The following is an 18028-nucleotide window of genomic DNA, read 5'->3' as shown; positions in this document are numbered from 1 at the left end:
TTATATCATCAGGAGGTATGCAAACTTTATGTTAAGTTTGGGAAATTATATTGAAACGATTGATGCCCATACGATGGGAGAGGCCGCTAGAATTATTATTGAGGGTATTCCAGAGATTCAAGGAAATACAATGATGCAAAAGAAACAATATGTAGAATCTAACTTGGACCATATACGAAAACTTCTTATGCATGAACCAAGAGGTCATTTAAATATGTTCGGTGCCATCTTAACACCACCTTGCAATCCTGAATGTGACCTTGGTGTCTTATTTATGGATAGCGGTGGATATCTGAACATGTGCGGTCATGGGACAATTGCCTCTGTCACAATTGCAATAGATAATGGCCTCATCGCTAAAAAGGACAAGGTATTCCTTGATACCCCTTCTGGAATTGTGGAATGCCATGTAGCTTACGAAAACGATAAGGTGAAAGAAATTTCCTTTATTAATGTTCCAGCTTTTTTATATAAAGAAGATGTAAGCGTTTTAGTAGAAAACATCGGATTAATTAAGATGGACATTGCGTTTGGCGGAAGTTTTTTTGCCATAGTGGATGCAGAACAATTTAATTTGAAACTAAACATTGATGAACAAGATCAGATCACAGCAATTGGCATGGCCATCAGAAAAGCAGCGAATGAGCAATTGGTTACCCAGCATCCGGAAATTCCGGAAATAACGACCATCGACCTGGTAGAACTTAGTCTTCAGCTAGATGAAAATCATTATAAAAATACCGTTGTTTTTGGAGATGGCCAAATTGACAGATCTCCTTGCGGAACAGGAACATGCGCAAAACTAGCAACCTTGAACCTTAAACGTAATGAGCAAATTATTCAAGAAAGTATTATTGGATCTCAGTTTAAAGGTGAAGTCGTTGATTTTGCGAGTGTAAAAGGATATGAAGCAATCATTCCAAAAATCACCGGATCTGCATGGGTAACAGGTGTTCATAAATTCTTATTAGATAAGACTGATCCTTACACGGAAGGATTTCTATTAAAATAATTTAACATCGGAAAAGAGACTATATCAAAAACAAAAAAATGGAGGTCATTATTATGAGTTTAACTAGAGACTTTTTTATGATGCTATCACAAAATAAGGTTCTTAATAGCGGGGCAAAAAGATGGGGATTAAAACTAGGCGCACAGTCTGTTGTTGCTGGAACGAATATTAAGGAAATGGTAGAAAGCGTCAAGGAATTAAATAAAGTTGGTATTTCTGTAACAATCGACAATCTTGGTGAATTTGTATTTGAAAAAGCGGAAGCAACGGAGGCCACGAATCAAATTTTAGGCGTGATTAATGCCATTCATGAAAATAAATTGGATGCCCATATTTCCTTGAAGCCTACCCAGCTTGGTTTAGATATTGAATACGGCTTCTGCTTGGAGAACTTAAGGGAAATCGTTGCAAAAGCATACGAGTATAACATCTTTATTAACTTTGACATGGAGGATTACGGTCATCTGCAGCCATCCTTTGACATAATTGATGAGCTTTCGAAAGAATATGATAATATCGGCACTGTCATTCAAGCATACTTCTATCAATCTGAAGAATTATTGCAGAAATATGAAAACTATCGCTTAAGAATTGTAAAAGGTGCATATAAGGAGCCTGAAAACTTAGCCTATCAAGACAAAAACGATATTGACCGAAACTTCATCAAGTTAATTGAATATCACTTGATGAATGGGAAATTTACATCGATTGCAACCCATGACCACCATATCATTGATCATGTGAAAAAATTTGCGAAAAAGAATAATATTCCGCAAGAAAAGTTCGAATTTCAAATGCTGTATGGATTCAGAAAGGATTTACAGCTTAAGCTTGCAAAAGAAGGCTACAATTTTTGCACATATGTCCCATTCGGAAATGATTGGTATGGCTATTTCATGCGCCGATTAGCTGAACGTCCACAAAATCTCAATCTCGTTGCAAAACAGATGTTTACGAAAAAAACAAATATGCTCATTGGACTAGGGGCCGGTGCCTTTTTATTAGGAAGATTAAGCAAAAAATGAATGGTGAAAAAATGAAGATGACTTTGCTGTAATACTACTATAATATTTTTAATAAAGGGGATGGCCCATATCCATCCCTCCTTATTAAAAGTCATCCTCAATTTATAGAATAAGGGGGAAATTCAATGGAAAAGAAGTTATCATTTTCACAAGTGCTCGCAATTGGTTTCATGCTCTTTGCTATGTTCTTAGGTGCCGGAAACGTTATATTCGCTCCAATGGTTGGCCAACAGGCTGGAACAAATATCTGGATTGCTATGGGTGGATTTTTAATTACGGGTGTAGGTTTAGTTTTACTAGCGATCATAGCTTTAACACGCGGTGGAGGAACAGTTGAAAAACTTACAGAAAGGGTTCACCCCGTGTTCGCTACGATATTCTCAATTTTACTATTCTTATGTCTTGGGCCGATTTATGTAATCCCGAGGACAACTTCAGTCGTATATGAAATTGCTATACATCCGTTAATCGAAACGAAATCAAATGGCAGTCTTTATTTGTTTATTTTCTCTGTTATATTTATCGTTCTAACGATCCTGCTTTCATGGAATACAACAAAATTTGTCGATCGTCTCGGAAAAATAATCACTCCTATTTTTGCAATATTATTATTATTGCTAATTGGAAAGTCGATTTTTACACCGATGGGGAAGATTGGACAACCTCAAGGAGAGTATATTCAAAGCGTTGACGCATTTTTGAAAGGGTTTGTACAAGGATACTACACAATGGACGTTCTCGCTGCATTTGTATTTGGAGGAATATTCATTAAATCAATTAGTTCCTTAGGGATCAAGTCTGAAAAGGAAGTATCAAAGCTATTTATTAAGGCAGGAATAGTGACCATTATCGGCTTGGTAGGACTACAAGTCTCAATGGCATGGATTGGTGCTTCAAGTGTTGATGCCATTGGATTTAGGGAAAATGGCGGAGAAGTGTTAGCACAAGGCTCTAAAGTTCTATTCGGGCAGATCGGCATTTATATCATCGGGACCATTATATTCTTAACAGGGATCACAACCAATGTAGCCTGTTTAGCAGCTGTATCCGAATATTTCGAAAGAATCATTCCTTCTATTTCATATAAAATATGGTTAATTCTCTTTTCCATTTTGAGCTTAATCATTACAAACTTTGGTCTCAACAAAATTCTAACATTAGCATCTCCTATTTTGCTATTACTCTATCCTTTAGCCATTGCTTTAATCGTTTTAATATTTACAAATAATTTGTTTAAAGGTCATCAATCCGTTTATATTGGAACAATGATCGGCGTTGGGTTTGTCGCCATTCTCGATGCTCTAAAAGATGGCATTATTGCACCAGAAGCCATTTATAGCATCTTTGGATTCATCCCATTAATTGAAAATGGCGCCGGATGGATTATCACAGGCCTAATCGGATTTCTAATCGGTTTGATTGTAGCTAAATCAAGGAAAGAACCTAGCACAATGATTAATATTGCTGGTTAGGATGTTTATTATTATCGAAAGATTACCCCCTTCCGCTCATTTAAGGGGGTTTTCCTAGTTTCATAGGAAGCACGAGAACCGTCCCTGTCCTTTGTTGCTCCTGTATTTTTCATCTAAGTTTGCAAAAACGAGAAACAAAGAACTGCTTGTTTCCAAATGTAACTAACCCTATGAAAAACTTGTATATAAGGGTGATGACAAACAGGTCAGCTTTTGATCATTTTGGCAAGTGGAGAACTAGTCGTGTTCTTCATCTGCTTAATCATAGTGACGATCGGGCAGCCTATCTTGATTATCCCGCTAGTAACAAATCAAACGATTAGTTACTAAAAGCTAGCTTCTGAAATCATTTCAATCAAATACGAACATACCTATCAATCAAACGTTTGATTAAAACCCCGCTTAACCAAGCGGGGCAACATTTTCAACTGATTCAATTTTCGGGCTGTGACCAAGAATTCCGCCCTGGGTGGATAAAATGATCATTTGTCCACGAAGGGTGTCACAATAGAGGATCTATTCCCTGCTCCATCCCAACACTCTAGATAAAATGAATTATCAGGGTTTGATTCTAACCATAGGTTATCGATTTTCACTTCTGAACTAGCTCCATCAATTTGATACTCATATACTTTTCCATCTATTCTAACGTTTATGTTCCTAAGCGGTTCAGTGAATCTTAATGTCATCGAGGTGATATGACCATCCGTAACCTCAAACGATTTTGCTGGTACTTGAATGGATGGTGCGAATTCTGGTCGTTTCGTATCATTCACATAAAAGAAAGTTTGATAGCTGTTAAATTTATTTTGATTACTGTCCTCTAAACCATTTACATAAAAATATAGCTTATTTTCTCCTATTAAAGGCTGTTCTAAAGTGAATGTAGCAACCTCATCATATTGGGCCTTTTCATAGGTAATATCCTTAATTCTGAGTTCTTCTCCTTGTTGATTCATGATCATATAATGGTCTTTGTTCAGAACGGTTTCAGCAGTTGCTTTGCCACTTAAAACCATTTCAATTTGATAGGCATTTTTTTCTCGAACGGACTGAACATAGAGTGGCTCCGTATTTCTTTTTGCTTTTCTGACCCCGAAAGCAGTCTTGCCATTTAAGTATAACGTGAAATAAGCCATTAACTCTTGTTCATTATTCGAACGGAACTCCCAGTTTGTTTCTCTTGGATCTTGAAAAACGTATCCTGTAGGCATGGCAATCCCAACGCCTTTATGTTTCTCATCCATCATTCGATATAAATTGAAACCTTGGACTTTTTTAGGAAAAGTAAAAACAACAGTACTTAAATTTTGTATATTCATTTGCGTAAGTGCAGCAAGTTGAAATGCTTCTGTTTTTAATATGGTAGACTCTGGTACTCCAGCATAATACGTGTCTTGATAAGTCGTAAATTGTTTTCGCTTTGGTCCATACTCTTCTAATCTCTCTCCTAAAGCGTATGGTAAAATAACTTCTCGATAACGAGGATCTTTTAAATAAGGATATAAGGGATCTATTTCTAAAGAATCCGCCCCTAATTTGAAAAGGTTCCGTAGCCCTTCTACATTACCAGTTTCTAGTGCTGTATTTAATGCACTATTAGGATCCGTCCCTCCCTTTACCCATTTTTCCATCAAAGGGAAATTCCCAGCTACAAGTGCTTTGTTGAGTTCAACAGGATTATTGGAATAGGTCTTAATTTGGATTGTCTTGTTTGCACTATTCCAATCCACATCAGCCCCTAAAGATTCAGAAACAAATCGAAGTGGTACCAACGTTCGATTATTTAATATCCTTGGTTCTACATCAAGTGTGATTAACTTGCCATTAACATTAACTGTTTTATTTCCGAGTGGCATTTTTATCTGCATGCCATAATTGTCAGCATAAATCGTTTTTGTACTAGCATTATAATATACTTGGGTCCCCAAAGCTTCAAATATGCCCCTCATCGGCACCATTGTCCTACCATTTAATAAAACCGGGGGCTGATCATAGGTTTGTTTCTTTCCATCAATAAAAACAGTGATGGGTGCTTGATTATTCGCATGAACGATCATTTGAGAAGAAAAAACAAAAAAAGTAAATGCAAGCATAAAGATAATACGTTTCACAAATATTTCCTCCATTTATTATGTCTTTCATCATTATACTTTGGTGTTCATTCGATTGCATTGTGGTAAATGGTTCCATTGGATTCCTTGGTTATAAATTGACACAAAAGAATACATATTTTAAACGCATAAGACCTTGAAGCGTTGATTCTTGGTTTTATATCTATGTAGGAATATCTCCCCACAATAAGCATACTCATTTAATATATCTAATTTTTATGAGGTGATGTATTGAAAAAGAGGATGATGTTGGGGTTCATAGTTCTCTTTGCATTGGCCCTTTTTACCCTTGATCCTGGGAGAGCCAATGCTTTCAGTAAGCATGGGCCAATTTATGTATTTGTTGACGGAAAAGAGCCAGTCCTTAGAAACGACCCCATTATAAAGAATGGAACTACAATGATAGAGTTACGTCCAGTATTTGAAATGCTTGGTATGGAGGTTCATTGGGATCAGAAAACGAATGTGATCTCAGGTACAAAAGATAAGCTAACAATCAAGCTTAAGATTAATGACAAAACTGCCTATGTGAATGGTAAAAAGGTGATTCTGTCACAAGTGCCTACTGTTTTAAACGGTCGAACGTTGGTGCCACTTCGCTTTGTTGCGGAGGCAAGTGGAAAGAAAGTGTTTTGGGATGGGAAGACTAGGATAATTATCATTAATGAAGGAAAATTTACGGATGTGGATTTTACTTTTAGCAAAAAGAACTTGAATAAGGACCTATTGGAAGATCTTTGCAATGGAAAACTAGGACCATTTCACGCATCCCAAACGGGAAAAAGCCTTGCAGAAATTGCCAACATGTATGGGTTTCCTGATGCAAGGCATGATGGAACTCCCGAATCGGATGATATTCCTTTTATGACGTACGGCGATTATTTACTGTATTACTCGGGGGGACCCGGACATGATTATTTACATTTCCCAGTAGTGAGAAGCATACACATCATGCTGCCGAAGTCGACAACAAATCAAGATATCATTAATGTATTCGGTAATAATTACGAATTTGAAGACGGTATGTATCTACAGATGGTATATAAATTTAATAAATATAATGTATATGTTCAAACCAACGGGGAAAAAGAATCTGACCATCCATATTTCCTTACTGTTGGAGAACCATATTGGAATTAAGGTTGATGGCTCGAATTTTAAATTAATGAGAAGAGAAGCTGGAGCTACATCTCCATGCTTCTTTTTCGCCCTGCATTCTTTACGTCAGCGACTTTCCGGATATAGACTCATAAAATGGAACAGAAAAAGAGAATCCCACAGAAATAGCGGACCCGCCTGCTTTTCTGTGGGATTTATTATTGGTAAATAAAGAATCCAAGTTAAATTATACGACTCTACTAAGAAAATGCTCTAAAAACCGGTCTCCTTCTACTTCCGTGCAGACGTGAATCTTTGGCTCACCTTCAAGATGACCGTCGTTTCTCCCTTCCTCTTCTCCTTCTAAAAACAACTTTCACATTCATCATTTCCATCTTTACAAAGCTTGAATCGGTGCGGGGAATTGGCCCCGAGATTAGTGCCCCAGGAGTGACAGGCACGATAACCAAGAAGTATAATTCATATATGATTGTTTATTCGCAAAATTCATTTTTAAGGAGTGTAGATGAGATTGAAAACGAGTGAAAGGCTAATTAATGACATATTCGAAACGTTAACTGCAGGTTACCATGATGTGGTTAACTGGAGAAGGCATATGCATCAATACCCAGAGTTATCTTTTAAAGAAGTGAAAACCGCTCAGTACATTAAAGAGAAGCTGCTTAGTTTTGGTTTAGAAGTAAAAACAAATATTGGGGGAAATGGTTTAATTGGTATATTGATAGGAGATCAACCAGGAAAAACAATTGCTTTAAGAGCAGATTTCGATGCCTTGCCACTCAATGATGAAAAAGATGTGCCTTATAAATCACAAAACCCTGGAGTGATGCATGCTTGTGGCCATGATGGACATACAGCTGCATTGCTTGGGACTGCAAAAGCATTAAGTCAATTTCGCCACCATATTAAAGGAAAAGTGATTTTTATTTTCCAACCAGCCGAGGAAGCTCTACCTGGAGGAGCAAAATTTATGATTGAAGACGGTGTCTTAAATGGTGTGGATTATATTTTCGGTATCCATTTAAATTCCCAAATGGCCTTAGGAAAAGTTGCTGTAGGTGAAGGATATAAAACGGCGGCAGTTGATAAATTTTCGATTCACATTCAAGGGAAGGGCGGCCACGGAGCAAGACCTCATCAATCAATCGATTCTATTGTAATAGGTAGTGATATTGTTAATTCCTTACAAAAGATTGTCAGTCGTAACGTTGATCCTTTAAAAACAGCTGTTGTATCCGTCGGCATTTTCCAGGCAGGTAGTACATTTAATGCCATCGCTGATAAAGCCACTTTAGAAGGAACGGTTCGAACATATGATGAGGACACACGAAAACTAGTTGAAAAACAAATTCACAACATTGTAGACGGAGTGACAACTGCATTCGGCGCTACTTATACGATCGATTATGAAAATGGATACCCCGCTGTATATAATCACCCAGAAGAGACAAAGACAGTAAAATCCTTACTATCTGAGCAATTTTCTGAAGAGAATATTATTGAAATGGAGCCCTCAACAGGAGCCGAAGACTTTTCATATTTCCTTCTTGAAAAGCCAGGCACTTTTATAAGGGTTGGATCACAAAATGATGATGAATCAACCAGCTATTCTCATCATCATCCCAAATTTGATTTTGATGAGCGTGCTTTATTAATTAGTGAAAAAACCTTTGTCAGCATTGTATCTCATTACTTATTTTAATATTAATTACATAGTTAATCTCAAATACTCTCAAATGAATCGTTTTACTTATACGACCAGCCTTAAAAATACCAATCTGATAGGCACAAAAAAGTCCCCAAAAGCTCAATACTTCGGGGACTTTTCTCTATTCAAATGGATAGGCATGAACGACATGCCCGTTTCGACCTGTAGTCGATACTGCTTGTGATAATGAGTTTATTATCGCTTCTTCAGCAGCCTCTGCAGCCCCGGTAAAAAGTTGATTCATGATCGGATGGTCTTCCCTCAGTTGCATTCGTGTTTCTATCATTTCATTCGTAAAATGTGGAATTTTATGAGCAGTTGAAAAGCCAATGACGATATCACCGCTACCATGGCCAAAGTGGCTTCCCGTTCTGCCAAGACCAATCCCGCATCTTTTGCTAATTCTAAGCAGCTGTCTGCTGCTAACGGGGGCGTCTGTTGCTAGTACAATGATAATGGATCCATCAGTTGTATTAGATAGATGTGGAACATCCCCATCTTCTTTGAGTTTATATTTCCACTTTTGAAATTCTTCTTCTTTACCAAAATTACTTAGTACTAAACACCCAATAGTGTATGAAAGACCACTTTCTTCATCCTTTACTAATCGTGAAGAGGAACCGATTCCTCCTTTATAACCAAAGCAAACCATACCTTTCCCGGCACCTATTGCTCCTTCCTGTACAGCATTACTAGATGCCTTTGTAATTGCTTCAATCGCATGCTCTGGTTGAACTGGCAAACGGCGGATCGAGTTTAAATGGCCATCATTACACTCACCAACAACTAGATTAATCGTTCCTGTTGTATCCCCAATCTCGGGACTTTCCTCAAGCATGTACTTTAATGTCCCTTGAGTTACTGCTGGAACCCCGAATGTATTCGTTAACATGATTGGAGATTCAATTACACCTAATTCATTTACCTGTACAAGCCCAGTTGTTTTTCCAAAGCCATTTAATACATAACTTGCCGCTGTTACTTTTTCTTTAAATACATTCCCACCATGCGGTAATATGGCTGTCACACCAGTACATGCATAATCCCTTACGTTTCCGTCAATATCCTCAAGAGGATGATCAAGTGTCACATGACCAACCTGAACTCCCTCAACATCTGTAATACAGTTTTTCGTACCAACAGGGAGGCGACCGATGACAATTCCTCTTTCCCTAACTTTCTTAGGCATATTATTTTGCAAAGTGATTCCTCCTTTGAAGCATGACGGTTCTTCCGCAAATCAGAAAAAAAAGAAGCACGAGACCGTCCCCTTGCTTCCCTTATTTCTACCCCACCATCATAATAAGACTTCTAATATATCGATAAGCTTCTATAATATTGCTACATTTGAACTGAATAGTATTTGGATTGATTCTTGATACAATTGGTAAAATTTCTGCTGCATCTGCTAGTCCTGTATTTAGAAATGAAACCTCTACAATAAAGGGGGACTCTATTGTAAAAGGTTTGATCGCACTTTTATTTTTTAAAGCTAACATTGTTTTACTCTTAATCAAATCTTGAGATTTTTGCGTACTAAGATTTAAGGCAGTTACACGATTAATCGTTTGTTTAACAATGGCTGTTTGTATGTCAGGAATCAATTGTGTTGCCTCTTCTGCTAAAAGATTACAGCCACTGACCATTGCAACTGGGACGTTATAAAAGCCTGCAACGGCTGCGTTTAAGCCAAATTCACCATAAGATTTTTCATTTATGCGAATATCCCCTATTACCCCGCCATGGAAGGTATGGTTTAAAACACCATTAGTCCCCATCATTGTATGATATCCTAGGAAAATAGCAGCATCAAAGCCTTGATCAATGCCTTCGACCATTGCTAGCTTTTTAGGGGCCCCGCTAATCAACTGTGCTTCCGGATGAAGTCGTTCAAGTAATAGATTCCTCATTGTACCGTGAGAATCATTAACAACGATTTCACTCACACCTGATTCAATTGCCCCCGTTATACAAGCATTAATTTCGTCTGTCATATAGATACGTGCTCGATCATGTTCACGCCCGTCTCTTCTTGTATGTTCTGGATCAACCACTCCTGATATCCCTTCAATATCAGCAGAAATATACAGCTTCAAACCTTTTCACCTCCGCCTTGTTTACGATATAACCTCGTTAGCGTTCTCTAAGGAAATGTACCGCAAAAAGTCTTCGCCTTTACTTGAAATAGTTGAACCTGCTCTCCCTTGTCTTACAATTAATAGGCCTAATTCTCGTAAGACTTCGATCCTCATTCGAAGCTGCTGCTCAGATAAATAAATCTCTTGTTTCTCTAAAGTTTGTTTAATTTTTAACCGGCCATATGCTTCTCTATTTTTCTTTCCTTCCTCGAATGCCAATAAAATCTCAATACTTTCCTCTAGAAAACCGTGCGCTTCTATTTTCTTAATTATTTCTTCCGCATTCATTTTTGATTGAATAAAGGTGTCAAATCCTTCACTTTTTTCACTCGAACGCATAGATAAAGGAAGTGACTGCAGAGAAATGATTGGTTCAGCTAAGGCAGATAGATAAGAAATGACGTTATATAGGTCCTTAATATTTCCTGACCATTCATAATTAATAAATATCCCCATTACTTCATCTGAAAATGTTAAGTCCGGTCGTTTTAATCTTGCCTTTATGTCTTCTATCAGAGGGATAAAATCCTCTTTTCTTTCACACAATGGCGGCATATAGATAAGAAAACTCGTTAATAAATAGCATAACTCATTATGAAATTTCCCCTTTAATGCAAGTTCCTTCATGTCTTTTGTACTTGTTGTAATCAAGCGAGCTTTAAATGGAATAGGCCTGCTCCCACCTAAGCGATAAAAGGATTTCTTTTGAATGGCACTTAGGAGTCTTACTTGTAGAGGAAGAGGAAAATCATCGACTCCTTCAATACAAATAGTTCCATCCTTGGCGAGTTCTAAAAATCCGATTGAAATGGAACCGCCATCCTCAAACCCAAAAAGTTCTTTTTCAATAATATCAACATCTCTTGATAAACAATTAATTGAAATAAATGGCCGATCAGCATGGTTAGACTCATTATGAAGGGCTTGAGCGAGCATGTTTTTCCCAGTTCCGTCTTCCCCTTGAATAAAAATAGGATGATCTATATTTGCTAATCCTCTAGCTTGTTCAAGGGTTTCTTTCATTAACTTACTTACAGCTACGATATCTTCAAAAGTATATTGTGCAATATTTCGTATATCTTTTGATATGCTTACTTTTTCGGTTTGTTCAGCTTTTTGATTCGGTGTCGATTGAGATATTAATGATTTCACATATCTTCTCAACATGCTTGAATTGTACTCTTCCATTTCTAAATAGGAAAGGAGCGTAACAAATGTTTCAAGGTTTAACAACCGTGATCCAATATCAATCACATTTGGCAGACTTGATGGTAACAAATCTCTTTCGCCTGGCGTGACAATATAATCAACCGAATCTGGAATGGGTTCGTCTGGAGAATAAGGAATATATTGATGCTCAAAAATCGTCTCACGTAACGATTCAACAGTCTCGTTTGTATTTAACTTTGTATCATTCACGACTAAAATCTTTTGCCCAGAAGGCAAATTCAATAATTCTTTCGTGTTCGCAAAGTTAATATCACGTTTGGCCACAAAACAAGAACAATCTTTCGGTATCAATTGTGAGACGATGCCTTTAATCTTATCATGGGAAAGAAGGACGATTTCTCCTGGTTTTACAGTATTACTCTGCAAATCCTTTAGGGTCGTTGATTGAATGGTAATTTTATCTCCAAGGACTTCTTTTACTTGTTTTGAAATCGATTCTAAATAAGTTTCTTGAATGGAAATAATATGAACCTTTTTTTTCGTCATTCTTAACACCTCCTTTTAAGAAATGCGCAAGCGCCTTGATCACCTCCGACAAGCATAAGACGGTCCGTACGGAAAGGTGTTCTTTACCTTTCTGGGCGGAACGGCTTATGACCTCGAGGTCAACAAAAACGCGACGTCCTGTCGCATTGTCGACACTAGTACATCCTGTACGTCGGAGGTAGGCGCTGGAGCTAGACAAATTAGAGAATTGTGAAAATATTATGTTTCTAGTATAGATGACAAGAGACATAATGTCCTTCTTTCATTTCAGTTAACTTCGGAGCTTCACTCTTACATTTATCAATGGCAAATGGACATCTTGTATGAAAAGTACATCCTGTTGGGGGATTAGATGGACTTGGGATATCCCCTTTTAAAATAATTCGTTCTCTTTTCAAACGCGGATTTGGGACTGGGACTGCAGATAATAGGGCTTTTGTATATGGATGTAACGGTTCACTATACAAAGATTTTTTATCAGCTAATTCAACGATTCTCCCAAGATACATAACCCCTACCCGATCACTAATATGCTCCACAACACTTAAGTCATGAGCAATAAATAGATAGGTTAAGCCAAACTCTTCTTGGAGATCCTTTAACAAGTTTAAAATTTGTGATTGGATGGAAACATCTAATGCTGAAACAGGTTCATCTGCAATAATTAGTTTGGGATTTACAGCAAGTGCACGAGCAATTCCAATCCGTTGTCGCTGTCCTCCACTAAATTCATGTGGATAACGATCCGCATGATAGGCATTTAAACCTACAACATCCAATAATTCCGCAATCCTTTGCGCTCTTTTTGACTTATCGTAATTATGAATGATGAGAGGCTCTTCAATAATTTCTCTAACCGTCAAACGAGGATTTAAAGATGCAAACGGATCCTGAAACACCATTTGAAAATCTTTTCTTGTGTCACGAATTTGATCATCGTTTAAATTCGTTATCTCTTTTCCTTCGAACAGGATTTGACCTTCAGTCGAATCGATTAACTTCATTAACATTCGTCCTGTTGTTGATTTCCCACAGCCACTCTCTCCTACAAGGCCAAGTGTCTCTCCTTTATTAATAGTAAAAGAGACGCCATCTACCGCTTTCACATACGACTTTTTTCTCCCTAATAATCCTTTACTTATCGGAAAATATTTCTTTAAATCCTTTACTTCTAGTAATGGCGAACTCATTATCTATACCTCCATTGCCTCTGATTTCTCATATAGAAAACATCTACAACTATGTTTTTCTTCAATTTTAGATAATTCTGGTTCCCGCTCCCAGCATACCTTCATAGCAGCAGAACATCTAGGGGCAAATTTACAACCCTTTGGCATATTCTTTGGTGTCGGAACATTTCCTGGTATAGAAGCTAACCGATCGGCATTTGCTCCTAATACTGGGACAGAGCCGATAAGACCTTTTGTATACGGATGTTTTGGATTTTCAAATAAAGAGTATACATCTGTTTCTTCGACTACTCTTCCCGCATACATGACAACCACACGATCACACATTTCAGCAACAACACCAAGGTCATGGGTAATCATCATAATGGATGTTCCGCGTTCTTCACGGAGGTTCCTCATAATATCTAGGATTTGAGCTTGTATGGTTACGTCTAATGCAGTGGTCGGTTCATCAGCGATTAATAATTTAGGGTTACAGGACATGGCCATGGCAATCATCACCCGTTGCCTCATTCCCCCAGATAACTGATGTGGAAATTCATTAACAATTTCTTCTGCTCGAGGGATACCAACAAGCTTTAACATTTCAATCGCATGCTCTTTTGCTTGCTGTTTATCATATTTTAAATGCAATTCAATCGCTTCTCCAAGTTGCTTGCCAATTTTATAAACTGGGTTAAGAGATGTCATGGGTTCTTGGAAAATCATTGCGATTTGATTTCCTCTGATTTCGCGCATTTCTTTTTCCGATAAATCCACTAAATTTTTTCCTTCGAATTCAATAGAACCGCCGACTATTTTTCCCGGTGTGTTTTTTAATAAACGCATGACCGATAGAGAAGTTACACTTTTTCCACACCCAGACTCACCTACGATACCAACAGTCTCTCCTTTATGAATGGAAATGTCTACACCATCTACAGCTTTAACAACACCGTCATCTCCATAGAAATACGTTCTTAAATCTTGTATGTTTAATATCTTTTCAGCCATCATGACACTCCTCTCATAGAAAATTAATCCTTGATTTTTGGATCTAGCGCATCACGTAATCCATCACCTAAAAAGTTGAAGGCTAGAACGGTAAGGAAAATGGCCAAACCTGGGAAAAACGTAATATGCGGAGCTGTACTTAAATAATCACGACCAGAACTCAACATAGCTCCCCATTCAGGTGTTGGTGGTTGCGCACCAAGCCCTAAGAAGCTTAAGCTTGCGGCAGTTAAAATGGATGAACCAATCTTCATAGTAAAATTGACAATGATACTTGACATCGTACCAGGGAAAATATGTTTCCAAATAATCCGTTTATGCTTCGCACCAATCGATCTTGTCGCCTCGACATAAGTGGTTGATTTCAATGCAAGTGTACTGCTTCGAACAATTCTAGCAAAAGTAGGGATACCAAAGATCGCAATGGCTATCACTACGTTTCCAAGACCCGGACCAAGTATGGCAATAATTCCAATTGCCAAGAGAATACCAGGAAATGCGAACAACACATCGCAAATTCGCATGATCAAACTATCGATCCATCCCCCATAATATCCACTAATCAGTCCAAGAAAAGTTCCCAAAACTGCGCCAATCAGCACAGAGGACAAGCCAACAAATAACGAAATCTTTGTTCCATCTAAAATACGACTAAAAATATCACGACCGTAGGCATCTGTACCTGCTAGGTGGTCAAGTGATGGTCCTGCCAAAACATTCTCATAGTCTGGCTCTTCAGAGGAATAAGGAGCAATAAAAGGTCCAGCTATTCCCACGAAGAAGAGAAAAAGGATAAAAACAGCTGAAACTAATGCCATTTTTTGTTTTTTAAATTTCCGCCAAAACTCTATTAAAGGTGACTTTTTTGCATCTCCTTTTACTTGTGCCTGTGATGATATTTCTTCATTCACTTGTAACTCAGCCATTTTCAAACCTCCTTTACTACACATTAGCTATAACGAATTTGTGGATTAAGAACGCCATATAGAACATCTACAATTAAATTAATTAAGATAAATTCTAAAGCAAATAAAAGCATTTCAGCTTGAATAACTGGGTAATCTCGAAACGCAACGGAATCAATTAATAATCGACCTAATCCAGGCCAACTAAACACCGTTTCAACAACAACCGATCCCCCTAGTAAAAAGCCAAATTGTAAGCCTGTCATCGTCACAACTGGAATTAAAGCATTTCTTAAAGCATGTCCCCAGACGAGTTTATTTTCTCTTAATCCTTTTGCCCGCCCAGTACGGATATAATCGTCTTTTAAAACATCCATCAGGGCCGACCGAGAAAATCTTGCAATAACAGCTGCAACACCGGCTCCTAATGTTAAGGAAGGAAGAATATAACTTTGCCAAGAACTATTCCCACCCGTTGGGAACCAGCCTAATTGAACGGCAAAAAGCTGAATGAGCATCAGCCCTAACCAAAAGGATGGAAAAGAGACTCCTGAAATCGCTCCAAACATCCCTACATAATCCTGCCATTTATTTCGATTAGTTGCTGAAATCACACCAACCAACAAGCCAATCACAATAGCCCACGCCATGCTCCAAACGGTTAACCAAAATGTCGGCATAAATCTCATCGAAATTTCTTCCAACACAGGTCTTCCTGTTTTTAAAGAATTTCCTAAATCACCTTGAAAAATATTTGTAACAAAATCAAAATACTGAACATATATCGGTCTATCTAACCCTAATTCCTTACGAACCATCTCTACATCTTCAAGAGCGGCATCTGGTCCAGCTACTAATCTTGCAGGATCACCTGGAATCATATGAACAAATAAGAAAATAAAAATAGAGACTAATAATAGAATCGGAATGATTCCTATGAGTCTTTTTAACAAGTACTTTAGCAATGATGTCACCCCTTGCCATAATAAGCCTGAGCGCTATACGAACTATAGCGCTCAGACCTTATAATTATTGTTTAATTTCTATGTTTTCTAAACTTAATGAACCATCTGGAAGCAGGTAAATACCTTCTAAATAATTTTTCATTCCATATAGCGTGTCATCAGATGCTAAAAATGCCCACGGAGCATCTTTCCAAACGATTTCTTGAAGTTCTTTGTAAGCAACATTACGCTTTTCTGGATCTGCCGTTGCAAGACCTTCTTTAATTAAACGGTTCACATCTTCATTATTGTAGTATGCCGTATTGTAAGAGGATGGAGGGAATGCCTCTGTTCCGCCTACTAATGGACGAATCCCCCAGTCAGCATCTCCAGTAGAAGGTGACCAACCGCCATAATAAAGTTCAATGTCTGCATCTTCCGGATTGGTTACAGACCAGATACTATCAGTCATGGTACCTGTTTCCATTGGAACGACTTCTACTTTGATACCGATTTGAGCAAGCTGTTGTTGGATAAACTCCATCCCTTTAACGGCTTGAGAGTTGTTTTGGCCCCAAACTTTTGTGTTAAAGCCATTTTCATAGCCAGCTTCTTTTAACAATTCTTTTGCTTTTTCAACATTGAAACCGTAAGACTCTTGTTCAGAATAAAATTGTGTATTCGGTGCAATGACTGACTTTAATTCTGATGCATAGCCATTCATGACAACACCTAAGAATGCTTCTTTATTAATGGCATAGTTGATCGCTTGACGAACGCGAACATCATTAAACGGTTCTTTCATCGTGTTCATAGATAAATAACGAGTGATAATGGAAGGTCCATTTTCTACAACAATTCCATCTTTTCCATCGATCGCTTTCACTTGTTCAGAAGGAACTGGATAAATAAAATCTGCTTCTCCTGCTTGTAGCATCGCAACACGTGATCCATTTTCAAGTGATGGCTTAAATGTGATAGAATCAACCTTCGCGGATCCATTCCAATAATTTTCATTCTTTGTCACTGTCAAATGGTCACCAGGCTGCCAATCTTTAAAAATATATTGACCGGTACCAACTGGATTACGAGATACTTCTTTCCCATAAGTTTCCATCGCCTTCGGGCTAAGCATCATAGCAGCCGGATGGGCAAAGTTGTTAATCATTGGTCCAAAAGGCTCGGATAGAACTACTTTTACCGTATATTCATCCACTACTTGTGTTTCTTTCACCACTGAAAATAAGCTGTGGCGTTTTAAGTTATTATCTGGATTTGCCAAGCGATCAATATTTGCTTTTACCGCTTCAGCATTGAATGGTTCTCCATCATGGAATGTAACACCTTGGCGAAGTTTAAATGTGAATTCAGTTGCTGCTTCATTTACTGAGTATTCTTCTGCAAGAACAGGAATAACCTTCATATCCTTGTCAAAGCCAACTAATCCTTCTAGCATTGTTTTTTGAGCAGAATAAGACAATGTGTCATTTGTGTCATGAGGGTCCATACTGATAAAATCACTAGCAACTGCAATCGTAATGTCTTTCCCCTCTTTTTTTGCTATTGGCTGTTCTTTATTTGAGGACTCAGTTTTCTCATTATTAGAACCTGAACAACCCATCAGGACAATACTAACAGCGAAAAATATAGTTAGCATTGCACTTAGTCTTTTTCTAGACATCTTTTTTCCTC

The 18028-nt window shown here is 37.8% G+C and carries 14 protein-coding genes; 5 read left to right on the top strand and 9 right to left on the bottom strand.

The window, feature by feature from the left end:
* The first annotated feature begins 28 nt into the window (after nucleotides 1-28).
* The 3 genes from F7731_RS09730 (at nucleotide 29) to brnQ (ending at nucleotide 3509) form a co-directional block, all read left to right on the top strand.
* Nucleotides 29-1012, top strand: coding sequence for a proline racemase family protein (locus F7731_RS09730; protein ID WP_151534587.1), 984 nt, complete (start codon nucleotides 29-31; stop codon nucleotides 1010-1012).
* Nucleotides 1013-1065: 53 nt separating this feature from the next.
* Nucleotides 1066-2037 (top strand): proline dehydrogenase family protein, encoded by a 972-nt coding sequence (locus F7731_RS09725; RefSeq protein WP_151534586.1) that lies wholly within the window; start codon nucleotides 1066-1068, stop codon nucleotides 2035-2037.
* A gap of 125 nt (nucleotides 2038-2162) precedes the next feature.
* The gene (gene brnQ / locus F7731_RS09720; RefSeq protein ID WP_151534585.1) at nucleotides 2163-3509 is read left to right on the top strand and encodes a branched-chain amino acid transport system II carrier protein; all 1347 of its coding nucleotides are present in this window, start codon (nucleotides 2163-2165) and stop codon (nucleotides 3507-3509) included.
* Nucleotides 3510-3991: 482 nt separating this feature from the next.
* On the opposite strand, the gene F7731_RS09715 is transcribed toward brnQ, so the two are convergent.
* Entirely contained in the window at nucleotides 3992-5623 is a 1632-nt protein-coding gene (locus tag F7731_RS09715; RefSeq protein ID WP_170289672.1) for a copper amine oxidase N-terminal domain-containing protein, read from the bottom strand.
* Between the two features lie 231 nt (nucleotides 5624-5854).
* Between F7731_RS09715 and F7731_RS09710 the strand changes: the two genes are divergently transcribed.
* Together F7731_RS09710 and F7731_RS09705 are read left to right on the top strand one after the other, a co-directional pair.
* Nucleotides 5855-6763: a copper amine oxidase N-terminal domain-containing protein gene (locus F7731_RS09710; RefSeq protein ID WP_151534583.1), complete on the top strand. Its 909-nt coding sequence runs from the start codon at nucleotides 5855-5857 to the stop codon at nucleotides 6761-6763.
* A 484-nt stretch (nucleotides 6764-7247) separates the two neighbouring features.
* Complete coding sequence (locus tag F7731_RS09705; RefSeq protein ID WP_151534582.1) at nucleotides 7248-8444, top strand: M20 metallopeptidase family protein; 1197 nt, start codon at nucleotides 7248-7250, stop codon at nucleotides 8442-8444.
* 127 nt (nucleotides 8445-8571) lie between these two features.
* On the opposite strand, the gene F7731_RS09700 is transcribed toward F7731_RS09705, so the two are convergent.
* The 8 genes from F7731_RS09700 to F7731_RS09665 form a co-directional block, all read right to left on the bottom strand.
* On the bottom strand, nucleotides 8572-9639 hold the full coding sequence (locus F7731_RS09700; protein WP_151534796.1) for a DmpA family aminopeptidase: 1068 nt from the start codon (nucleotides 9637-9639) through the stop codon (nucleotides 8572-8574).
* Between the two features lie 97 nt (nucleotides 9640-9736).
* Nucleotides 9737-10546 (bottom strand): M55 family metallopeptidase, encoded by an 810-nt coding sequence (locus F7731_RS09695; RefSeq protein WP_151534581.1) that lies wholly within the window; start codon nucleotides 10544-10546, stop codon nucleotides 9737-9739.
* 21 nt (nucleotides 10547-10567) lie between these two features.
* Entirely contained in the window at nucleotides 10568-12304 is a 1737-nt protein-coding gene (locus F7731_RS09690; RefSeq protein WP_151534580.1) for a sigma 54-interacting transcriptional regulator, read from the bottom strand.
* A gap of 227 nt (nucleotides 12305-12531) precedes the next feature.
* On the bottom strand, nucleotides 12532-13494 hold the full coding sequence (locus F7731_RS09685; RefSeq protein ID WP_151534579.1) for an ABC transporter ATP-binding protein: 963 nt from the start codon (nucleotides 13492-13494) through the stop codon (nucleotides 12532-12534).
* 3 nt (nucleotides 13495-13497) lie between these two features.
* On the bottom strand, nucleotides 13498-14487 hold the full coding sequence (locus F7731_RS09680; protein ID WP_151534578.1) for an ABC transporter ATP-binding protein: 990 nt from the start codon (nucleotides 14485-14487) through the stop codon (nucleotides 13498-13500).
* 23 nt (nucleotides 14488-14510) lie between these two features.
* Nucleotides 14511-15413 (bottom strand): ABC transporter permease subunit, encoded by a 903-nt coding sequence (locus F7731_RS09675; protein ID WP_151534577.1) that lies wholly within the window; start codon nucleotides 15411-15413, stop codon nucleotides 14511-14513.
* Nucleotides 15414-15436: 23 nt separating this feature from the next.
* A complete protein-coding gene (gene gsiC, locus F7731_RS09670; RefSeq protein ID WP_151534576.1) occupies nucleotides 15437-16357 on the bottom strand; it encodes a glutathione ABC transporter permease GsiC in 921 nt (306 codons plus the stop codon).
* Between the two features lie 64 nt (nucleotides 16358-16421).
* Nucleotides 16422-18017, bottom strand: a complete 1596-nt coding sequence (locus F7731_RS09665) for a glutathione ABC transporter substrate-binding protein (protein ID WP_151534575.1) — start codon at nucleotides 18015-18017, stop codon at nucleotides 16422-16424.
* Nucleotides 18018-18028: the final 11 nt, after the last annotated feature.

The sequence above is a fragment of the Cytobacillus depressus genome (genome assembly GCF_008923245.1).
GTDB lineage: Bacteria > Bacillota > Bacilli > Bacillales > Cytobacillaceae > Cytobacillus > Cytobacillus depressus.
The sequence above is the reverse complement of the archived record's forward strand: the minus strand, read 5'-3'. Positions and strand labels throughout refer to the sequence as shown.